15 protein-coding genes are annotated in these 15486 nt (G+C 71.3%); 10 read left to right on the top strand and 5 right to left on the bottom strand.

Annotated elements, in window-relative coordinates; all coding sequences use genetic code 11:
- The 6 genes from ACPT94_RS02685 (at position 1) to ACPT94_RS02710 (ending at position 6345) form a co-directional block, all read left to right on the top strand.
- On the top strand, positions 1–1689 hold the full coding sequence (locus tag ACPT94_RS02685) for an AAA family ATPase (RefSeq protein WP_425244981.1): 1689 nt from the start codon (positions 1–3) through the stop codon (positions 1687–1689).
- 2 nt (positions 1690–1691) lie between these two features.
- Positions 1692–2504 carry an SIR2 family protein gene (locus ACPT94_RS02690; protein WP_360330586.1) on the top strand — a complete coding sequence of 271 codons (813 nt, stop codon included), beginning with the start codon at positions 1692–1694 and terminating at the stop codon, positions 2502–2504.
- The gene (locus tag ACPT94_RS02695; RefSeq protein ID WP_360330583.1) at positions 2501–4240 is read left to right on the top strand and encodes a hypothetical protein; all 1740 of its coding nucleotides are present in this window, start codon (positions 2501–2503) and stop codon (positions 4238–4240) included. Before ACPT94_RS02690 ends, ACPT94_RS02695 begins: the two co-directional genes overlap by 4 nt.
- A 9-nt stretch (positions 4241–4249) precedes the next feature.
- Positions 4250–4987 carry a hypothetical protein gene (locus tag ACPT94_RS02700; protein ID WP_360330580.1) on the top strand — a complete coding sequence of 246 codons (738 nt, stop codon included), beginning with the start codon at positions 4250–4252 and terminating at the stop codon, positions 4985–4987.
- Positions 4988–5069: 82 nt separating this feature from the next.
- Positions 5070–5876 (top strand): VOC family protein, encoded by an 807-nt coding sequence (locus ACPT94_RS02705; protein WP_360330577.1) that lies wholly within the window; start codon positions 5070–5072, stop codon positions 5874–5876.
- Between the two features lie 70 nt (positions 5877–5946).
- A complete protein-coding gene (locus ACPT94_RS02710) occupies positions 5947–6345 on the top strand; it encodes a winged helix-turn-helix transcriptional regulator (protein WP_360330574.1) in 399 nt (132 codons plus the stop codon).
- Positions 6346–6363: 18 nt separating this feature from the next.
- Here the strand turns inward: ACPT94_RS02710 and dmpG are convergent, their stop codons facing one another.
- Genes dmpG through ACPT94_RS02725 form a run of 3 tightly spaced genes read right to left on the bottom strand, consistent with a single transcriptional unit; the run spans position 6364 to position 9169 of the window.
- Entirely contained in the window at positions 6364–7371 is a 1008-nt protein-coding gene (dmpG, locus tag ACPT94_RS02715) for a 4-hydroxy-2-oxovalerate aldolase (RefSeq protein WP_360330571.1), read from the bottom strand.
- Entirely contained in the window at positions 7368–8336 is a 969-nt protein-coding gene (locus tag ACPT94_RS02720; protein ID WP_360330568.1) for an acetaldehyde dehydrogenase (acetylating), read from the bottom strand. Before ACPT94_RS02720 ends, dmpG begins: the two co-directional genes overlap by 4 nt.
- Positions 8333–9169, bottom strand: a complete 837-nt coding sequence (locus tag ACPT94_RS02725; protein ID WP_360330565.1) for a 2-keto-4-pentenoate hydratase — start codon at positions 9167–9169, stop codon at positions 8333–8335. The genes ACPT94_RS02720 and ACPT94_RS02725 overlap by 4 nt, the downstream gene beginning before the upstream one ends.
- Positions 9170–9330: 161 nt before the next feature.
- On the opposite strand from ACPT94_RS02725, the gene ACPT94_RS02730 reads away from it, so the two are divergent.
- Complete coding sequence (locus tag ACPT94_RS02730; RefSeq protein WP_360331137.1) at positions 9331–10053, top strand: IclR family transcriptional regulator; 723 nt, start codon at positions 9331–9333, stop codon at positions 10051–10053.
- A gap of 36 nt (positions 10054–10089) precedes the next feature.
- Here the strand turns inward: ACPT94_RS02730 and ACPT94_RS02735 are convergent, their stop codons facing one another.
- Both ACPT94_RS02735 and ACPT94_RS02740 read right to left on the bottom strand, forming a co-directional pair.
- The gene (locus tag ACPT94_RS02735; RefSeq protein ID WP_360330562.1) at positions 10090–11130 is read right to left on the bottom strand and encodes an amidohydrolase family protein; all 1041 of its coding nucleotides are present in this window, start codon (positions 11128–11130) and stop codon (positions 10090–10092) included.
- Positions 11127–11759, bottom strand: coding sequence for a TetR family transcriptional regulator (locus ACPT94_RS02740; RefSeq protein WP_360330560.1), 633 nt, complete (start codon positions 11757–11759; stop codon positions 11127–11129). The genes ACPT94_RS02735 and ACPT94_RS02740 overlap by 4 nt, the downstream gene beginning before the upstream one ends.
- A 130-nt stretch (positions 11760–11889) precedes the next feature.
- Between ACPT94_RS02740 and ACPT94_RS02745 the strand changes: the two genes are divergently transcribed.
- Genes ACPT94_RS02745 through ACPT94_RS02755 form a run of 3 tightly spaced genes read left to right on the top strand, consistent with a single transcriptional unit; the run spans position 11890 to position 15412 of the window.
- Positions 11890–13503, top strand: coding sequence for a bifunctional 3-(3-hydroxy-phenyl)propionate/3-hydroxycinnamic acid hydroxylase (locus ACPT94_RS02745; protein ID WP_360330557.1), 1614 nt, complete (start codon positions 11890–11892; stop codon positions 13501–13503).
- An 8-nt stretch (positions 13504–13511) separates the two neighbouring features.
- On the top strand, positions 13512–14384 hold the full coding sequence (locus ACPT94_RS02750) for an alpha/beta fold hydrolase (protein WP_360330554.1): 873 nt from the start codon (positions 13512–13514) through the stop codon (positions 14382–14384).
- A complete protein-coding gene (locus ACPT94_RS02755; protein WP_425244982.1) occupies positions 14381–15412 on the top strand; it encodes a VOC family protein in 1032 nt (343 codons plus the stop codon). The genes ACPT94_RS02750 and ACPT94_RS02755 overlap by 4 nt, the downstream gene beginning before the upstream one ends.
- The last annotated feature ends 74 nt before the right edge of the window (positions 15413–15486 follow it).

The following is a 15486-nucleotide window of genomic DNA, read 5'->3' on the forward strand; positions in this document are numbered from 1 at the left end:
ATGCCGCACTCGCACGACTGGCGGATCCACTACGAGCAGGGCGTCGAGGCGCTGCGGGAGGAGCGGTCGGAGGAGGCGCGGGCGCTCTTCGACAAGGCCGTCGAGGCCGGCGCCGACCGCTGGGAGGCGTACTACGCCCGTGCCTGGGTCACGGTGAGGTCCGCGCGGGGCGGAGCCGATCCCCTGCTGGACCAGGCGGAGGACGATCTCACGCGCGCCGTGGAGGAGTTCGGAGCCGGGGCCGACGCCACCGCGTTGCGCGGGGAGATCGCGGCACGCCGCGACCACCACGAACAGGCCCTCGAGCACTATCTGCACGCCCTCGGCCGCAGCAGCAGGCCCAGCCTCGTCGAGCAGGGGATCTGCGAGGAACTGGCGATCCTGCTGGACGATCTGGAGGCCGAGACCGAGACGGAGACCGCGCTCGACAGCTGCGAGCGGCTGGTACGGCTGGTGCAGGCCGCGCCCCTGCCGGCGAAGCGCGCCGACGAGCTGCTGGCCGAGGTGATCGCCACCCGGGCCCACTGCCACCGCGCGGCGGGGCGCCTCCAGGACTACCAGGCGGACGTCGACACCCTCGCCCGGCTCGCGCCGGACCATCCCATGGCCGCCGACGGCAACGCCAAGGGCACGTCCACGGGTTCCGTCGCGCCGAAGCCCGTCACCTCCGAACCGACCTTCGCCGCGGTGGGCGGCCTGGACCATCCGGGCAGCTTCACCAGCACCGTCAAGCAGCTGTTCGAGACCTACTTCGCCTCACCCGACATCGAGGCCCTGCGCCGCAGGCTCGCGGAGTACGGGCAGTCACCGACCCAGTCCCTGCTGATGTTCGGCCCGTCGGGGTGCGGCAAGACGCACATCATCCGGGCCCTCGCCGGGGAGTACCGGGCCCGGCACCACCTGGACCTGCCCATCGTCCGGATCCGCCTCAACGAGGTCCTCAACCGGTACGTCGGCGACGACCAGAAGGCCCTGACGAACCTGATCGACCAGGTCATTGACGTCCAGCCGGCCATTCTCTTCGCCGACGAGGTGGACGCCATCGGCATGTCCCGCGAGGACAGCCAGGACTGGCGCATCCATCTGGCGGCGCACTGGATCCAGGAGGTCGACCGGCTCCGCGAGTCCGGTGCCGCGGTCCTGTTCTTCGGCTGCACCAACCGCATCTGGGGCATCGACCCGGCGATGCTGCGCCGCTTCGACCAGAAGCTGCCGGTGGAACTCCCCGGCCCCGAGGTGCGCTCCCAGGTCTTCGAGCTCTACCTCGGCCGGCTCAGCGCCCGGGTGCGGCCCGAGTCGGTCGACCTGCAACTCCTGGCGGAACGGTCGCACGGACTGACCCCCGGGGACATCCAGCAGGTGGTCAACCGCGCCTCCCAGGAACTGCTGGGCCAGGGCGACGGCGCGCAGCGGCTCACCCAGGAATCCCTGGTGCGGGTGCTGCGCGCGTACAGCCAGCCCATGCACGTCCAGGAGTGGGTGCGCCAGTCGGTCGCCGCGCTGCGCAGCAACCACCTCGACGCCATGGCGGAGCAGGTCGAGCGGACGTACGGCCCGTTCGTCGCCGACTTCGACGCGCTGGTGCAGGACACGGGCTCGGGGACGCCCGCCTGGCGGTTCGTACCGGAGGACGCCTGGACCGAACAGCCCCACTTCGACCTCAGCCTCATGCGCGAAATCCGGAGATGACAGTGAGTTCACAGGACACGGTCGGCTTCCTCGTCGATCACCTGAAGGCGGCCCGTTCCGACCAGCCCCGCGAGGGCAAGCCGGTGTTCTGGCTGGGCGCCGGCTGCTCGGCCCACGACGGCGTTCCCCTCAACGCCGAACTGCTGCGCCTGGCCATGCCCGAGGACCGGGGCACCTGGGGCAGCCCCCAGTACCGGTTCGACGTCTTCTGCGACAACCTCGGCGCGGACCGGGCCGACTTCCTCGCCCCGCACGTCAGACGGACCCTGCGCCCCGACTCGCCCTACCACGGTCTCACCCGGCTGATGCGGGCCGGATACGCCGACGTGGTCTTCACCTTCAACATCGACGACCTGCTGGAACAGGCCTTCCAGGCGGCCGGGTTGCGCGAGCGGGAGGACTACGAGGTGGTCCTGGTACCGGAGCTGGTACCGGACGTCGTCGCCCGCCGGATCTCCCCGCGGTACGGTCCGCGTCTGCGGATCGTGAAACTGCACGGCGACTACCGCTGGGGCGTCAACTTCATGACCAGCACCGAGATCACCCAGTACCCGGAGGCCATCCGCAAGGCCGTGGAGACCTGGTCCGGACAGCCCGCGGTGGTGTGCGGCTACTCCTTCTTCCACCTCAACGTCCTGGAGGCGTTCAGCCGCACGGGCTCCTACATGGTGTACGCCAACCTGCGGTTCCCGGACGCGCCCATGGTGCTGTCGCTCATGTCGGCCAGGAACCCGAAGTCGGCGTGGTTCGTCGACGGCGACCTCGGCTCCTTCGGCGGGTTCGTCGCCGCGTTGGAGGAGGGACTCATGCCATGAGCGACATCAAGGTCGCGCAGCTCGGCATGATCATGAAGCTGCACAACCGGAAGGGCAACACGTGGCGGACGGCGCTCGTCGTCGGATTCGACGGAGGCGCCGCCCTCCTCAACCACAAGCGACCCCAGGTCTTCAAGAACGACCTGCTGCTTCGGGTGTACCGCAAGGTCAACGCGGCCTGGCGCAGCGTCCTGCCGGACGACAGCCACCGGAGCCAGTGGATGATCGAACACACCTCGCCGCCGGACGGGGAGCCGGACCTCGAGGCCCTGTGGTGCATCGCGCGGCTGGTCCGGGACGGATACGTCCACTCGATCGTCGCCACGGACAACGCGGGCGTCTTCTACGAGTCCCTGGGCCAGCTCGGCGTGAAGATGGCGAAGTACGAGTGCAGCGAGAACCTGCCCAACGTGCTGCCGGCCAAGGCCAAGGGCGCCGATCCCCTCTTCATCAACGCCGGGGAGTTCCTGCTCTACGGCTGCGAGCCGGACGTCCGCGGCAACGACGCCGAGCACATCGGCAGGATGCACAAGGCTCTCAAGTCGTATCTGGACGAGTTCGACGCCGTGTACTGCTGGGGCTGGAGCAACATCAACCACCAGCTCGACTCGGTCTTCTCCAACACCAACGAGACCCTCAAGGTCCTGGGCTGGTACGACACCACGGAGGACGCCCTCAAGATCACCACCGACTACGACGTCGTCGAGTGCGACGGTCCGCTCGAGGAGGCGACCACCGACATACTCCACCGGCTGGCCGAGGAGCTCTTCGACGACGAGAAGGCCCCGCTTCCGGCCGCCCCCCGACCGTCCGGGGCCGAACCGGCCCGGGTGCCCGCGCCGACCGCGGCGCCCCGTCCGTTGCTCTCCGACGAACTCCTCAAACAGTTGGTCGCCAACGTCCAGCAGCACCGGATCAGTTACATCGGGGTCGACGGCGAACTGACCCGGCGGCGCTGCTTCGAGTGGCTCACGGCCGAACTGAGCGGAAAGGGCCGCGACGTCTTCGTACGCACCGACAGCGACATCTCGGTCCTGGGCCGACTGGCCACCACGATGTCCGCGCTCGACGACCATGTCTGGTTCGTCGGCCAGCTCAACGGTGACGGAACGGCCGACCGGACGTGGCTGAGCAGTCTGTTGTCGTACTCCCAGCGCTGGAACGGCCCCGGCACGCAACCGCGGAACCCGTCGGGTGATCCCACGTCGCACATCGTGCTGTTCCTTCCGGCGCAGGCGGCGGGAGAACTTCAGGGCGCCCTGCCTCCCTACGACGAAACCTGCATCATGTCCGTATTCGCCGACAGCCATCTGGACCAGAAGACCGTCGTCAAGTACGTGCACACGACGGCCGGCCCGCCCCTGGCCGAGTTCACCCCGGTCGACGTGATGGATCTGGCGGAGCGGATGATCGACCAGTGCAGGGCCGACAGCGCGGCACCCCTGGACTGGCTGCACGACGCGCTGGACCTGTGGCGAAGGATGATCGTTTCGGAGATCGCCGCCCGGGCCTCCGAGAACACGGACACCGACCGACAGCCCCTGCTGACCTACGCCGATCTCCTACGGCTCTGGGACGAGGCGGCGAACCGCATGACCAATGCCGAGGTTCCGCTGGACTTCGATCTCGGACCTGTGCATCGTCGAGAAGAGGACAACCCACCCGAGGACGTCGAATCCCCCGACGACGACAATCCACCTGACTTCGATCTCGGGCCCGCCACCCCGCGGCCGTAGGAGACAGCGATGCAATATCGTCAGGTCGAAGAACGGGAGCACCGGAAGAAGAGCGTGCCGGATCCCGAGCTGAACCTCAGGACCAAGGACAGCTGGCTGTCCGTCAACCTCACGCCCACCGACCGGATCCGCAGCGGCGGACCGACCGTCGAACTGCTCGCGAGCCTGCAGGACAGGCGCTTCAAGCTGACCTACGAGATGTCCGGCGACATCGTGAGCGTGCGCGACAGGCTGTCGCGCATCCAGCGCAACCATGAGGAACGCACCCAGGAGGCGCGCCGCGACGCGACGGCGTCCCTCGCGCCCCAGCCGTCCAGGAAGTCCGAGTCCACCGACCTCCAGGACGGCGTGGTCGAGCTCCTGACGTGGCAGTCCTTCCTGGACGCCGCCTCGGCCCTGCGGGAGGTGGCGGACTTCGACAACCGGCAGTACAAGGAGCAGGATCTGCTGCTCGACAAGGTCGCCGACATGTACCACTACTGGCTGACCACGATCCTCGACCGGGTCCGCAACCGGCACGACGGCGTGCAGTTCATCAGCACGCTCCTGCGGTCGGAGCAGGAGATCCTGGTCAACCTGGGTGTGCGCCTGGCCCGCGAACCCGCGCTCAGGCCGGCGCTCCAGGAAGAGCTGGTGGGGGTCTACCGCGACGACAGCCTGTCTCCCGAGACCAGGCGGCACGCCTTCAACTCCATGCAGCCGATCACCCAGGAAGCGGTCGTCAACGAGGACAACCTCTCGGCGTGACACCGGGCTCGGGCCCGGCCGACGCGCGATTGTCCGTGCCGGGTGTCACGCTGATGTCAATGGACCTGCGAAGGGACGCGCCGTGATCACCACTGACCCCACTCCCGGCTCCCCCTGCTGGCTCGACCTCGGCGCCCCCGACGTCCGGGCCGCCGCGTCCTTCTACGGCGCGGTGCTCGGCTGGGAGTACGAGCCCATGGGCGAGGCCGAGGACGCCGAGGACATGGAAGGCGGGATGTTCCGCAAGGACGGCAAGACCGTCGCCGGGCTCGGCAGACTCACCGAGGAGGGCGCGCGCTCGGCCTGGATGATCTACTACACCGTCACCGACGCGGACGCCACGACGCAGGCCGTGGAGCGCGCCGGCGGCACGGTGCGGGTGGCGCCGAGAGACCTCGGCGAATGGGGCCGCATGGCGCAGTACACCGACCCGCTGGGAGGCCAGTTCGCCGCTTGGCAGCCGGGGACGGACACGGGCGTCGAACTGGTCGACGAGCCCGGCTCACTGTCCTGGACCGAGCTGTACACGAGTGACGCCGCTGCCGCGAAGGAGTTCTACGGCGGGGTCTTCGGCTGGCAGTTCAGCGACATGGAGCTGCCGGGCGGCGGGGGCACGTACACCCTCATCACCCCCGCCGGCCTGTCCGAGGAGCGCATGCAGGGCGGCCTCATGGAGGTCCCCGAGGAGGCCCTCGCCCTGGCGGACGGGCGGCCGTACTGGCACCCGGTCTTCGACGTCACCGACTGCGACGCCGCGGTCGCCGCGGTCACCGAGAACGGCGGCAGGGTGCAGATGGGACCGGACGACGCGGAGGGCATCGGCCGGCTGGCCGTCTGCCTCGACCCGTCGGACGCCGACTTCGTGGTGCTCACCCCGGCCCGGAGCTGAGCCCCGCAGCGCACCGGCGCGGACGTGCGCTGACTCACCGAAAGTGCCCCCTTCTCTGTAAGGTACTGGCATGGGAGTAAGTGACACGACGCTCGTGGACCGCGTGGGGAACAGCGGCACCGGCAGTGACGCGATGTGCCCCGAGCGCCTGGTCCTGGAGCACGTCACCAGTCGCTGGGGCGCCCTCGTCCTGATCACGCTGCTGGACCGCTCGTACCGCTTCAGTGAACTGCGCCGGCAGATCGGCACGGTCAGCGAGAAGATGCTGACCCAGACCCTGCAGACCCTGGAGCGCGACGGCCTGGTCCACCGCGACGCCAAGCCCGTCATCCCGCCCCGCGTGGACTACTCCCTCACCGACCTCGGCCGGGAGGCCGCCGAACAGGTCCGCGGTCTCGCGCTGTGGGTGGAGCAGCGGATGGCGGCGGTCCAGAAGGCACGCGAGGCGTACGACGCGGCGAAGGCGTGACCCGCCCGCCGGCCCCCGCTACGCGCGGGCGGTCAGGTCCAGCGCGATGTCGGTGATCATGTCCTCCTGACCGCCGACCAGGCCCCGGCGGCCGACCTCGACCAGGATGGTGCGGGTGTCCAGGCCGTACCGGGCAGCGGCGGTCTCGGCGTGGCGCAGGAAGCTGGAGTACACGCCCGCGTAGCCGAGGCTGAGCGTCTCGCGGTCCACGCGCACCGCACGGTCCTGCAGCGGTCGTACGAGATCGTCGGCGGCGTCCATCAGCGGGAACAGGTCGCAGCCGTGCTGCCAGCCCATGAGGTCGGCGACCGCGACGAACGCCTCCAGCGGGCAGTTCCCGGCGCCCGCGCCCTGCCCGGCCAGGGAGGCGTCGACACGGGTGACGCCGTTCTCGACGGCCACGACGGTGTTGGCGACGCCGAGGGCGAGGTTGTGGTGGGCGTGGATGCCGAGTTCGGTGGCCGGGTCGAGGACGTCGCGGTAGGCGCGGAAGCGGTCACGGACGCCGTCCATGGTGAGGCGGCCGCCGGAGTCGGTGACGTAGACGCACGTGGCGCCGTAGGACTCCATCAGCTTGGCCTGGCGGGCGAGTTCGGCCGGCTCGGCCATGTGGGACATCATCAGGAACCCGGCGACGTCCATGCCGAGCTCGCGGGCGGCGGCGATGTGCTGGGCGGAGATGTCGGCCTCGGTGCAGTGGGTGGCGACGCGGACCGAGCGGATGCCCAGGGTGTGGGCCTGCCTGAGGTCGTGCAGGGTGCCGATGCCGGGCAGCAGCAGTGTGGTGGGGACGGCGTGCCGGGTGGCGTCCACCACGGCCTCGATCCATTCCCAGTCGGTGTGGGCGCCGACGCCGTAGGTGATGCTGGAGCCGGCCAGCCCGTCGCCGTGGGCGATCTCGATCGCGGCGGCGCCGGCGGCGTCCAGGGCCGCTGCGACGGCGCGGGCCTGCTCGACGGTGTAGCGGTGGCGGACGGCGTGCATGCCATCCCGGAGGGTCACGTCCTGGACGTGGAGACGGGTCATCGGGAGGCCACCTCCGTGGCGATGGGGGTCCCCCCGCTCATAGGGGTCCCCCCGCTCGAGGCCATGCGTTCCGCGGTGCGCAGCGCGGCCGAGGTCATGATGTCGAGGTTTCCGGCGTAGGCCGGGAGGTAGTGGGCGGCGCCCTCGACCTCGAGGAAGACGGAGACCTTCAGTGCCTCACCCGGGCTGGGGGCGAGGGTGCGCAGCGGGTCGTCGGCTGCCACCTTCTCGTACTGCACCTTCTGCTTGAGGCGGTAGCCGGGCACGTACGCCTGGACCCGGGCGACCATCTCCTCGACCGAGGCGGTGACGGCTTCGGTGGCGCAGTCGGAGACCAGGCAGTGCACGGTGTCCCGCATGATCAGCGGGGGTTCGGCCGGGTTGAGGATGATGATCGCCTTGCCGTGGGCGGCGCCGCCGACCCGCTCGACGGCGGAGGAGGTGGTCTCGGTGAACTCGTCGATGTTCGCGCGGGTGCCTGGGCCGGCGGATCGGGAGGCGATGGAGGCGACGATCTCGCCGTGGTGGACCGGGGTGACGGCGTTGACGGCGGCGACGATCGGGATGGTCGCCTGGCCGCCGCAGGTGACCATGTTGACGTTGGGGGCGCCGAGGTGGGTGTCGCCGTTGACCGGTGGGACGACGTACGGGCCGAGGGCGGCCGGGGTGAGGTCGACGAGGGTGCGGCCGAGCGGGCGCAGCACCTCGTCGTGGTGGCGGTGGGCGCCGGCGGAGGTCGCGTCGAAGACGATGCCGATGTCGGCGAACTCCTCCAGGGCGACCAGCCCCTCGACGCCCTCGTGGGTCGTGGCCACCTTCAGGCGGCGGGCGCGGGCCAGGCCGTCGGAGTCCGGGTCGATGCCGGCCATCGCGACGATCTCCAGGCTCTCCGACAACCGCAGGATCTTGATCATGAGGTCGGTTCCGATGTTGCCGGAGCCGATGACGGCGACCTTGGTGCTCACAGCTCGCTCCCTTCCTTCGCGAAGCCGACCCGCACGGAGCCCAGACCGGAGATACGGGCCTCGAACACGTCTCCCGGGGTGGCCACGGCCATCGGTCCCAAGGCCCCGGTCAGCACGAGGTCGCCGGCACGAAGCGGGTCGCCCCGCTCGGCGAGCGCCGAGGCGAGCCAGACCGCCGCGTTGAGGGGGCTGCCGAGGCAGTCGGCGCCGCTGCCCTCGGAGACGGTCTCGCCGCCCCGGGTCATGGTCATCGTCACGGTCCGCAGGTCGACGGCGGTGAGCGGTACGGGCGTGCCGCCCAGGACGTACAGGCCGCAGGAGGCGTTGTCGGCGACGGTGTCGACGAGGGAGATGTCCCATCCCCGCACCCGGCTGTCGACGATCTCCAGCGCGGGCAGCGCGAAGTCGACGGCGCGCAGGACGTCGACGACCGTGCACGCGCGGTGCGGCAGATCCCGCCCGAGGACGAGCGCGACCTCGGCCTCCACCTTCGGCTGCAGCAGCCGCCCGGCGGGCGCCTCGCCGCCGTCCGGCACGGCCATGTCGGCGAACAGCGCGCCGAAGTCGGGCTGGTCCACACGGAGTTGGCGCTGCACGGCCGGCGAGGTCAGGCCGATCTTGCGGCCGACGATCCGGCGGCCCGCCTCCAGGCCGCGCCGGACGTTCAGCTGCTGCACGGCGTACGCCGTCGCCAGGTCGCCGCCGTCGTCGAACAGGTCACGCACCGGCGGGCAGGGGGCCCCGGTGCGGGCCGCCTCCGCCAGCAGGTCGGCGGCCCTGACCACGGCCGGTGGAACGGCGTCCGGGCGGGCGCCGTCGAGCACGGTCGACACGGATTGCCTCCAAAGGGGAGTTCAACGGGGGGCAAGGGGGGAGTCCCACGGGGGAGTGAGGGGAGCGGCGGCTCGCGAGGCGCCGCCCGACTCCGGTATAGACGCCGAGCCCTCAAGGCGACAAAGTTTGTTCCGTGACACGGAACAACCCCCGCGCCAGCATGCTGGACAAGGCGGCTCTCATCCTCGAATCCTTCAAGCCGGCCGGCGGGCTGTTCCGCCTCGCGGAACTTTCGGAGCGCACCGGCCTGCCCAAGCCGACGGTGCACCGCCTGGCGGCGGACCTGGTCCGGCTCGGCTGGCTGGAGCGCTCGGGCCCCCGGTACCGGCTCGGCGCGAAGCTGTTCGAGCTCGGCTCGCTCGTCCCGCACCGGCTCGATCTGCGCGAGACGGCCCTGCCCTTCCTGCAGGACCTGTTCGAGGCCACGCGTGAGACCGTCCACCTCGGCGTGCGCGAGGGCACGCAGGTCGTCTACCTCGAACGCATCCACGGCCATGAGGCCCTCCAGCTGCCCTCCCGTATCGGCGGCAGCCTCCCGCTGAGCTGCACCGCCGTGGGCAAGGCGCTGCTCGCCTTCTCGGGCCCCGAGCTGACCGAGGCGGCGCTGTCCGGCCCGCTGCCGAGCCTCACGCCCCACTCGATCACCGACCCGGCGCGCCTGCGCATGGCCCTGGAGAAGATCCAGGTCTCGGGCCTCGCCTACGAGGAGCAGGAGGCGGCGCTCGGCGTGAGCTGTATCGCGGCTCCCGTGTTCGCCGGCGGCGCCGCGGTCGCCGCCCTCTCGGTGGCCGTCCCGCGCTCACGCTTCAGCCCCGCCCAGCTCGCCCCCGCCGTCCGGACGGCGGCCCTGGGACTGTCCCGCGTTCTGCGCAAAGGCGGCTGACGAAGGTCCTGCCCTGCGTGGTGGCCATGGGGTCCCTCAGCCGGTGCCGGGCTGGACCAGTCGGAAGAGGAGACGGGCGGCGGCCCGCCGGGCGGACTGCCGCAGACGGAGGGGAGGGGCCGGGACGGGGGTCCCGCCCAGGCGGGGGAAGAGGGCTTCGGCGTTGCTGCGGTTGACGGCCTGGAGGGCGGCCGGGTCGACGCCGGTGTCGAGGCCGTTCGCGAAGTACTGGCCGGCGACCGTGGGAGCGAAGGGCCAGTCGCTGCCGAACAGGACGTGCCCGGGGCGGGCGAAGGCGAGCAGGGTGGGCAGGGCGGCCGGGCTGGAGGAGAGGGCGGTGTCGAAGTAGAAGGAGCGGAAGTCGTCCAGGACGTCGAGGGGGCTGCGCCCGGTGTCGCCGGCGATGGCGACGGCCATGCGGTGGGAGGCGTAGGGGACGAAGCCGCCGGCGTGGCTGAGGATGAACCGGATGTCCGGGTACGTGCGCACGACGCCGTTGCGGACGAGGAGGTAGGCGGCCCGGGTGGTGTCGAGGAGGAAGTCGGCGGCGAACGGCGGGATGCCCTCGACGGGCGGCGCCGGGAGGTCGGCCGGGTGGACGAGGACGACCGCTGCGTGTTCGTTCAGGGTCCGCCACAGGGTGTCCTGGCCGTCCGCGCCCAGGTAGACCCCTTGGTTGTTGGCCAGCAGGGTGATCCCGTCGGCGCCCAGTTCGACCAGCGCCCGCCGCGCCTCGGCGGCCGAGGCGGCGGTGTCGGGCATGGGCAGGGTGGCGAAGTACCCGAAGCGGCCCGGGTGTTCGGCGGCGAGGCCGGCGGAGAAGTCGTTGAGCCGGCGGGCCAGGCCGGCGGCCTCGCCCGGGTCGGTGAGGAAACCGGTGCCGGGAGTGGAGACGGAGACGATCGCGGTGGCGGTACCCAGCAGGTCCATCAGCTCCAGCGCCGCCTCGGGGCTCCAGTCGGGCAGTTCCCGGCCGCCGGCCTCGGCGATGCCCGCCTTGGCGAGGAGGCCCCGGTAGAAGGAGGGGACGAGATGCTGGTGGACGTCGATCCGGCGCGGTGCGGCGGTCGGGGTCATGCCCCGCTCCCCGCCGCCATGCGCGTGGCCGCGTCGAAGACCAGTCGGGCGTGGAGCTCGAACATCGACACCAGGTCGACGGCGTCACCGTGGATCTCCCGGTGCACGAACAGGCCGTCGGCGCCCGCGATCGCGTAGGTGGTGAGGGTGCGCACGGCCTCGTCGTCCAGGTCGGGGAACAGGACCCGGATCGTCTCGGTGATCTTCTGGTGGGTGATGTCGCGGACCTGGAGGAACACCGTGCGGCCCCGGGGCTCGGCGGGCCGCCGCTCCAGCGCGAGCATGAGGCCGAGGCGCAGGAAGTCCGGCGCGTCGACCAGGGACTTCGCGACGTTCGCCGCCATGGCGACGGTCCGCTCCAGGGGTGTGCCGCTCTCCTCGCCCGGCAGCTCGACGGCCGCCAGCCAGGTCTCGAAGCTGCGCTCGATGACCGCGGCGATCAGGTCGTCCTTGTCCTTGAAGTGCCAGTAGATCGAGCTGGCGGGCAGCCCGCACTTGGCGCTGACGGCCGCGATGGAGGTGCCCTCGTACCCGCGCTCGCCCGCGATCTCCACGGCGGCGTCGAGGATGCGCTGCCGCGACTCCACTCCGTTCGCGCGCTTCTTCCGCGTCGTCTGCGGCCTGGTCATCCGATCCGCCCTCCTGTCGTGCCGGCACTTGACCGTCTCCGGACCCGAGCTTACCGTAGCGGCCATTCCAATTGGAGTGAACGCTACAGCAAGCGTCGAAGACGACCGGGACGACAGACGAGGTGGCCTGGTGAGTGAAGACAGTGCCGAGGTCGGAGCCCAGGGCAGAGCCGGGGACAGCGCCTATGACGTGGCGGTGATCGGCTACGGGCCCACCGGGGTGACCGCCGCGAACCTGCTGGGCGCGCTGGGCCTTCGGGTCGTGGTGATCGAACGCGACGCGGAGGTCTTCTCCCGCGCCCGGGCGATCTCCACGGACGAGGAGGTGGTACGGATCTGGCAGCGCGTGGGCCTGGCCGACCGCCTCAAGCGGGACATGCTGGCCGAGCGGCCGCTCGACTTCGTCGACGCGCACGGCCGCACCTTCCTCAGCGCGTGCCCCACCCCGCGCGGTCACGGCCATCCGCCGCAGATGTTCATCTACCAGCCCGCGCTGGAGCAGGTCCTGCGCGACGGGGCCGGCCGTTACCCGAACGTGGAGGTGCTGCTGCGGCACGAGTGCCTGCGGCTGCGCCAGGACGCCGACGGGGTGGAACTGACGGTGGCCGGCGCCGCCGACGACCGCGTACGACGACTGCGCGCGGCGTACGTCGTCGCGGCCGACGGCGGCTCCAGCCTCACCCGTGCGCAGCTCAACGTGGGCTACGAGGGACGGACGTACGAGGACCGCTGGGTGGTCGTCGACACCAAGATGCTCAAGCCCTGGCCGGACCACGACCGGCTGCGCTTCCGCTGCGACCCGAAGCGGCCGGCGGTGGACTGCCCGACCCCGCTGGGGCACCACCGGTGGGAGTTCCCGATCCTCCCGGGCGACGACGAGAAACAGCTGACCACCGACGACGCGATCCACGCGATGGTGTCCCGGTACGGCATCGGCAGGGACAGCATCGAGATCCTGCGGGCCACGGTCTACAGCCACCACGTCCGCTTCGCCGCCCGTTTCCGCGTGGGCCGGGTCTTCCTGGCCGGGGACGCCGCCCACGCGATGCCGCCGTGGATCGGACAGGGCATGGCCGCCGGGGTGCGCGACGCGGCCAACCTGTGCTGGAAGCTCGCCGCCGTGGTGCGCGGGGAGCTGCCCGAGTCGGTCCTGGACTCCTACGAGGCCGAGCGCAAGCCGCACGTCAAGGAGGTCACCAGGCGGGCGGTGTTCGTCGGGCGGATCATCACCGAACGACGGCGGGCGGTCACCCGGGTCCGTGACTCCGTACTGCCGGTCCTCAACCGCATACCGGGTTTCGGCACGTGGCTGCAGGACGCGAACTGGATACCCGTCGCCCACTACGCCGACGGCCTGCAGGCCCGCCCGCGCACCAGGGCGTCCGGACACCAGATCCCCCAGCCCTGGGTGACCGGCCCCGACGGCACCCGGGTCCGCCTGGACGACGTACTCGACGGCCGCTGGCTGCTCCTGCACGGCGGACCGCCCACCCCGCAGCCCGCGTGGGCCCGCGCCGGCGTCCCCTCGCTGGCCGTTCTGCCGGCGGGCGCACCCCCGGCCGAGGGCGCGGTCGTCGACAGCGACGGCGTGCTCCTGGCCTGGCTGGCCGAACACCGCGCGGCCGCCCTCGCCCTGCGCCCGGACGCCTATGTGTACGCCGCCGCGCCCCAGGGCGCCCCCCTGCCGCCGCCCCCGCCCGGGTTCGCCCCCGCGCCGCGCGAAGCCGTCTCGATCACCTCGTGAGGACCACCATGACCACGCACATCGCACCCCCGCCGATGCGGGAGTCGCTGCTCGACGTCGCCGGCAAGAGGATCTTCGTCGCGGAGACCGGCGACGGCCCGCCCGTCCTGCTGCTGCACGGCGGCGGCCCCGGCGCTTCCGGCGTCTCCAACTACTCCAGGAACATCGCCGAGCTGGCGAAGGAGTACCGGGTCGTCGTCCCCGACCTGCCCGGCTACGGCCGCAGCACCAAGGGCGTCGACGGCGCCGACCCGTTCGGGTACCTCGCCGACGCCATCCGCGGCCTGCTCGACGTACTCGGCCTGGACAAGGCCCACCTGGTCGGCAACTCCTACGGCGGTGCCTGCGCCCTGCGCCTCGCCCTGGACACGCCCGGCCGGGTCGACCGCATGGTGCTGATGGGCCCCGGCGGCATCGGAACCACCCGGGCGCTGCCCACCCCGGGTCTCAACAGCCTGCTCGGCTACTACTCCGGGGACGGCCCTTCGAGGCTGAAGCTGGAGAAGTTCATCCGCACCCACCTCGTCTTCAACGCCGCCGACGTCCCCGACTCGGTGATCGACGCCCGTTACGAGGCGAGCATCGACCCGGAGGTCGTCGCGGCTCCGCCGCTGCGCCGCCCGTCCGGCCCGAACGCGCTGCGCACGCTGTGGAGGATGGACTTCACCCGCGATGCGCGGCTGTCCCGTCTGCCCGTGCCGACCCTGGTGCTGTGGGGCGCCGCCGACAAGGTCAACCGGCCGTCCGGCGGACGGATGCTCGCCCGGCGCATGCCCAACTGCGACCTGTACGAGGTCGCCAACACCGGGCACTGGGTCCAGTTCGAGCGAGCCGGGCTGTTCAACCGGCTGTGCGCGGACTTCCTGGCAGGCCGCCGATGACCACGTTCGAGAACGCATCGGTCTTCGGCGCCGTCCACCTCGGCCACATCGTCATCGAGACCAACCGCTTCACCGACTGGCGCCGCTTCGGCACCGACGCCGTCGGCATGCACCACGACGACCTCGACACCGGCCTGATGCGCTTCCGTCTCGACGACCGGGAATGCCGCTTCCTGCTGCGGCGCGGACCCGCCGAGGACGTCGTCGCGACCGGCTGGCACGTCGACGACCACGCCACCTTCGAGCAGATCGAGGCGCGCGTCCGCGCCCACGGCGTTCCCGTCGTCGAGGGCACGGCCGAGGAGGCGCGGACGCGCGGCGTCGAACGCCTGCTGCGCTTCCCCGGCCCCAAGGGCATCGCCCAGGAGATCTGCGCCACCCCGGCCGTCTCGCCCGAACCCCTGCGGATGCTCGCCTCCGGATGGGTCACCGGCGACTTCGGCCTGGGCCATGTCGCGATCACCACGGCGAAGCCGGCCCTGACGCACGGCTACTTCACCACGGTCTTCGACGCCCGCCTCACCGACTACATCGACGAGACCATCAGCGGCGTCAAGCTCAGGATCCGCTTCCTGCGCGTCAACGAACGCCACCACTCCGTCGCCGTCGCCGCCGTCCGAGGCCTGCCGATCGACCCGGTCCGCACCCGCGTCCAGCACCTCAACATCCAGACGGCCACGCTGGACGACCTCGCCCGCAGCTACGAGCGCGTGCACGAACTCGGCTTCGACATGGCCCTGTCCGTGGGGCAGCACACCAACGACAGGGAGCTGTCGTACTACGCCCGCACCCCCTCGGGCTTCGAGTGGGAGGTCGGCTGGAACCCCGTCGTCATCGACGAGAGCACCTGGGAGCCCAGCACCCACCAGGGCATCAGCGTCTGGGGCCACCGGCCGGTCGGCCGGACGATCATCGACAAACTCGACCAGTTCCGCCTCGGCGCCCGCTCCCTCGCCCGCCCGGAGCGGACCGTCCCCGCCCTCAGCGGCGCGGGCGTCCCCGACGACCGGGCACCGGCACCGCGATGACGCCTGCCTGCGAGGCCCGTCCGGCTCCGGACAGCGCGGTGGTCCCGCGTGTCAGAATGGGGACGCCGAGCGTT

It is taken from the genome of Streptomyces aurantiaciflavus (genome assembly GCF_049808595.1).
Taxonomy (GTDB): Bacteria; Actinomycetota; Actinomycetes; order Streptomycetales; family Streptomycetaceae; genus Streptomyces.